We start from the raw sequence: 5,019 nt of genomic DNA on the forward strand, positions 1-5,019 counted from the left end.
GTAGATACTTATGGCCATCGCAGGCAAGCCAGCTCCCACCTTTGACCGAGTGCTTTCGTTAAATCAGCGCTAATGCCTGTGCCAGGTCTGCGCGTAAATCCTCGACGTCTTCAACCCCCACCGACAACCGCACCAAGCCATCACCAATGCCTAGCTGCGCGCGCGTCGCCGCTGGAATGCTGGCATGGGTCATGATTGCCGGGTGTTCGATCAGGCTTTCGACGCCGCCGAGGCTTTCGGCCAGGGCGAAAATTTTCACGTTTTCGAGAAAGCGTGTGGCGCCAGCCAGGTCACTGTTCAAATCCACCGAAATCATCCCGCCAAACCCGCGCATTTGCTTGCGTGCCAGTTCGTGCTGCGGATGGGACGCCAGGCCCGGGTAGTAAACCCGCGACACTTGCGGCTGTTTTTCCAGCCAGGTCGCCAGGTCCAAGGCGTTGCTGCAATGGCGCTCCATGCGCAGCGCCAGGGTTTTCACGCCGCGCAGGGTCAGGAAGGCATCGAAGGGGCCCGCGATGGCGCCGACTGAGTTTTGCAGGAAGCCCAGGCGCTCGGCCAGGTCCGGGTTGTCGCCGACAATGGCGATGCCGCCGATCACATCCGAGTGGCCATTGAGGTATTTGGTGGTGGAGTGCACCACGATGTCGAAGCCCAGCTCCAGCGGGCGCTGGATCCACGGGCTGGCGAAGGTGTTGTCGGCCACGCAGATAATGCCGCGGTCGCGGCAGATGCGTGCAATGGCGCTGAGGTCGGTAAGGCTCAGCAACGGGTTGCTCGGCGTCTCAACCCAGACCATGCGCGTGTCGTCCTGCAGGGACGCTTCAAAGGCCGACAGGTCGCTCAAGTCGACAAAGCTGAAACGGTGCCCGGCGCTGCGTTGGCGCACCTTGTCGAACAGGCGGAAGGTGCCGCCGTAGAGGTCGTTGCCGGACACGATATGCGCACCCGCATCGAGCAGTTCCAGCACGGTGGAAATTGCCGCCAGCCCGGAGGCAAAGGCAAATGCCTGGCTGCCGCTTTCAAGGTCGGCGACGCAACGTTCGAGGGCAAAACGCGTCGGGTTGTGCGAGCGCCCGTAATCAAAGCCCTTGTGCACGCCGGGGCTGTCTTGCAGGTAGGTGGAGTTGGCGTAGATCGGTGGCATCAGCGCTCCCGTGGTCGGGTCGGGTGATTGCCCGGCGTGGATCACGCGGGTGGCAAACGCACTTTTATCGGGCTGACTCATGCAAGGGATCTCCGTAGGTGGTTAAGCAGGTCGACGCGGGTGATCAGGCCATGAAAGCCTGAAGCGTCGGCAATAATCGCGACCAGGCCGCGGTCCAGTTCCGCCTGCAGTTCGGCCAGGCTGGCGCTGGGGGCCAGGGTTCGCAAGGTGTCGGTCATGGCGCCGGCGACGGTAGTGGAAAACTCGGCAGCATTATGGTGCAAGCCCAGCAGGATGTCGGATTCGTCGATCACGCCCACCAGCGTCTGGCCGTCCACCAGCACCGGCAGTTGCGAAACGTCGGCGAGGCGCATGCGCTGGAAGGCGGTGAGCAAGGTGTCGTCGGGGCTCACGCTGATCACCCGGCCATCTTCAAAACGGCGCGCGATCAGGTCGCGCAGGTCGCCGTAGTGTTTGTATTGCAAGAGGCCGGCGTCGGTCATCCATTGGTCGTTGTAGACCTTCGACAGGTAGCGCGTGCCGGTGTCGCAGACGAAGGTGACCACGCGTTTGGGGACGGTTTGCTCGCGGCAATAGCGCAGCGCGGCGGCGAGCAGGGTGCCGGTGGACGAGCCACCGAGAATGCCTTCGGCCTTGAGCAACTGGCGCGCGTGGTCGAAGCTTTCTTCATCGCTGATGGAATAGGCCTGGCGCACGCTGGAGAGGTCGGCAATCGAGGGAATGAAATCCTCGCCAATGCCTTCCACTGCCCAGGAACCCGGGGTTTGCAGCTTGCCGCTGCGGCTGTACTCGGCCATCACCGAGCCCACAGGGTCGGCGAGTACCATGGCCAGTTCCGGCTGAACCCGTTTGAAGAAGCGCGTCAGGCCGGTGAGGGTGCCGGCTGAGCCGACGCCCACCACAATCGCGTCCACATCGTGCTGGGTTTGCGCCCAGATTTCCGGTGCGGTGCTGGTTTCGTGGGCCAAGGGGTTGGCCGGGTTGTTGAATTGGTCGGCGAAGAAGGCGTCGGGAATGTCCTTGGCCAGGCGCGCGGCGACGTCCTGGTAATACTCCGGGTGGCCCTTGCCGACATCGGAGCGCGTGATGTGCACTTCGGCGCCCATGGCCTTGAGGTGCAGCACCTTCTCGGTCGACATCTTGTCAGGCACCACCAGCACCACCCGGTAGCCCTTGGCGCGGCCGACCAGCGCCAGGCCCAGGCCGGTGTTGCCGGCGGTGGCTTCAATGATGGTGCCGCCGGGCCGCAGGCGACCGTCACGCTCGGCGGCATCGATCATGGCCAGGCCGATGCGGTCCTTGATGGAGCCACCGGGGTTTTGCGATTCAAGTTTGAGAAACAGTGTGCACAGGCCGGTATCAAACCGGCTGACGCGAACCAGCGGCGTGTTGCCGATCAGTTCGAGCACGGCGGGGCGGGGAAGCGTGGGCATGTCGTCACCTGGGTACGGATGGGCGCAGGGCGGGGGCATCAAAATGCAAAGCATGGCTTGGAACATAGGCCTGGATCGCGCCGGTCGCAACCGGGCGGTCCGTTGGATGTATGTTTTTGGCGCATGCGCGCGCTTAAACAGCGTGGCCTGACAGCTGTTGCAGGTGCGCTTTTACGGCGGCGCTGGCGGTTTGCATCGGTGCCCGAAGTTCGCTGCCGATCAAGCCTTCCAGGGCCAGCGCAGCCTTCACCGGTGCCGGGTTAGGTTCCATGAATATCGCGTTGATCAGCGGCAGCAACTGCAAAAACGTCGCCCGGGCCTGCGCCAGTTGGTTGTCGCGTATTTGCTGGTACAGCGCCACGAACTGCTCGGTGTGCACGTGGGCCGAGGCCGCAATGGCGCCCGTGGCACCCAGGCACAGCGCGTTGAAGATCTGGATGTCCTCGCCACACAGTACGTCCACTTGCCCACTGGTGAGCAGCGCCAGGGTGTTCGTCAGGTTGCCGCCGCAGTCCTTGATCGCGACGATGCGTTCATGCGCGACGATGTTCAGCAGCGTGGCCTGTTCGAAGGTCGCGCCGGTGCGGTAGGGAATGTCATAGAGAATGATCGGCACGCTCGACGCATCGGCCACCGTGCGGAAAAACGCTTCAAGACCTGCCTGGGACGGGCGGATATAGCTCGGGGCGGGTACCAGTAAACCGGCCACCGGGCGCTTGAGGATTTCGCCCTGGAATTGCAGCAGTTCAATCTGGTTGTTGCCCGACAGCCCCATCACCACGCGGTGCGCGGGCACCACCTGCAACACGGCATCCAGCACCGCCAGCTGTTCTTGACGGCTCAACGAGGCGGCCTCGCCGGTGGTGGTGCAGACCATGATGCCGGCCACGTGCTTTTCCAGCAGGTGACTGAGCAGCCGGCGCAAGCCGATGAAATCGATGGCACCGTCATGAAACGGTGTGACCACGGGAACCCAGATACCTTGAAACACAGACATGCACTTTCTCCTGATGATTGACCGATTGAGTCACCGTCAGAAGGGCAGATGGAATTGTGCAAGGGGAAGGGGGCCTTCGCGCTCAATGTCCTGTCAGCTCATCTGACGGGACAGCGCGCCCCGGTCACATGAGCGACTGTTTCTTCGATTTGAGGGCGTGCACGACGCAGCCTTGCGCCTTGGCGATCAAGCCAATGACGGAAAGGTTAACGAGCGACGTGGAAGACATGAATTGTCACACCCTGAAGAAGGGCTCCATCTTCAGGGGATGTGAGCGAATGTGTCAACCCTGTCGCACGTGTTTGCGTACTGCGAAAGCGGTGGGTCAGGGGATGAAGAGGCAAGCAGTGCTGACGCCTTCGCAGCTTCGCTGGGGCTCGACAGCTCCCACAGGGAGCTCACCTCTCAGCGCCCGGCGACTGCGGCCTCGATCGCAGCCACGTCGATCTTGGTCATGGTCATCATCGCGTCGAACGCACGCTTGGCTGTCGCCGGGTCGGGATGGGTCACGCCGGCACTCAGCACGCGTGGGGTGATCTGCCACGACAGACCCCACTTGTCACTGCACCAGCCGTAGGCACTGGCCTGGCCGCCGCTGTCGATAATCGCGTTCCAGTAGCGGTCGGTTTCGGCCTGGTCGTCCGTCGCTACCTGGAAGGAGAACGCTTGGGTGTGAGGGAACGCCGGCCCGGCATTCAGGCCCAGGCACGGGATGCCCATGACGGTGAATTCGACGGTCAGCACGTCGCCTTGTTTGCCGGCCGGATAATCACCCGGCGCGTGATGCACAGCCTGCACGGCGCTGTCGGGGAATGTCGCGGGATAGAAGGTTGCGGCTTCCAGCGCCGCGCCGTTGTACCACAGGCATAGGGTGTTTTTATTATTCATCTGGGGCCTCCACGGGGTGATGGGCGTGTGGAGTTTAGATCACAGCTGAAACCACGCCCGGCGCAGCCGCCGGGCGGTGGCTTACATGATCGTGTAGTCCCTGACCACACCCTTATTGAGGTGCACATTCAGGCGGCGGCTCTGTTGCTGCGGTGCAATGTTATCGATGGCCGTGCGCCGGGTGTCGATCGCGTTGTCGTAGGTGTTGCCCGGAATATGGTTGGACACCAGCCCAAGCATATGGCGCATGGAGGCATTCTGGGTGGTGGAGGGCGCGTAGTTCCAGGTTTCGGTGCCGTCGGAGGATATCGACTGGTCTTGCGGCTCGCCATACAGCGCTTTGAGCTGTTGCGAGGTGGTCTTGCCGGAAATGATGTGGGTCCTGACATAGGTGGTGTCGAACAGCGAAATGTCCGGCCCGGCCTTGCCCTGGATGCCCGGCAATGCCAGGTTGTTCAAGCTGCTGAGGCCGTTGACGCCATTGGCGCACCCCGTCAGCAAAAGGGTGGCGGCGAGGGTGGCGGTAAGGGTACGAC

Annotated in this window: 5 protein-coding genes; all 5 read right to left on the minus strand. The window is 62.6% G+C overall.

Going from position 1 to position 5,019, the window contains the following annotated elements; genetic code table 11:
- Positions 1 to 58 precede the first annotated feature (58 nt).
- Entirely contained in the window at positions 59 to 1,225 is a 1,167-nt protein-coding gene (locus WBB95_RS17090; RefSeq protein ID WP_424488670.1) for a cystathionine gamma-synthase, read from the minus strand.
- On the minus strand, positions 1,222 to 2,598 hold the full coding sequence (locus WBB95_RS17095) for a pyridoxal-phosphate dependent enzyme (RefSeq protein WP_424488671.1): 1,377 nt from the start codon (positions 2,596 to 2,598) through the stop codon (positions 1,222 to 1,224). Before WBB95_RS17095 ends, WBB95_RS17090 begins: the two co-directional genes overlap by 4 nt.
- Before the next feature lie 133 nt (positions 2,599 to 2,731).
- Complete coding sequence (dapA, locus tag WBB95_RS17100) at positions 2,732 to 3,595, minus strand: 4-hydroxy-tetrahydrodipicolinate synthase (RefSeq protein ID WP_424488672.1); 864 nt, start codon at positions 3,593 to 3,595, stop codon at positions 2,732 to 2,734.
- 405 nt (positions 3,596 to 4,000) lie between these two features.
- Entirely contained in the window at positions 4,001 to 4,483 is a 483-nt protein-coding gene (locus WBB95_RS17105; protein WP_424488673.1) for a VOC family protein, read from the minus strand.
- An 81-nt stretch (positions 4,484 to 4,564) separates the two neighbouring features.
- A partial coding sequence (locus WBB95_RS17110; protein ID WP_424488674.1) for a hypothetical protein occupies positions 4,565 to 5,019 on the minus strand: 455 nt, incomplete at its 5' end.

This window comes from Pseudomonas sp. (assembly GCF_049645325.1).
Classification (GTDB): Bacteria; Pseudomonadota; Gammaproteobacteria; order Pseudomonadales; family Pseudomonadaceae; genus Aquipseudomonas.